Here is a 279-nt window from a genome sequence, read left to right on the forward strand (position 1 = left end):
CCCGTTTTGCCCCATTATTCCTACAAATTCGCCGCTCCTTATTTCAAGTGATACGCCGTTAATAACTGGAACCTGTGAATAGCCAAACACAATGTTTTCTACCGTAATAAGATTCATAATAAACTCCTTCAAACATACATGAGGAAAAGGCTTGCTTTTATTCCAGCATGGAAACTCCCCTATTCCTCATCTAGTCATTATTTCTGTAATGCTTCCATAAGAATGGTGAGATTCTCTTTCATCACCGTTATATAATCAAGTCCTTTTTCCTGTTCCTCT

1 pseudogene is annotated in these 279 nt (G+C 38.0%); it reads right to left on the reverse strand.

What is annotated here, in order from left to right:
* Window positions 1-117: pseudogene (locus RYX56_RS21925) on the reverse strand (zinc ABC transporter ATP-binding protein); the annotation flags it as partial.
* Window positions 118-279: the final 162 nt, after the last annotated feature.

Origin of the sequence: Alkalihalophilus lindianensis (assembly GCF_032843265.1) — a bacterium.
Classification (GTDB): Bacteria; Bacillota; Bacilli; order Bacillales; family Bacillaceae_D; genus Alkalihalophilus; species Alkalihalophilus lindianensis.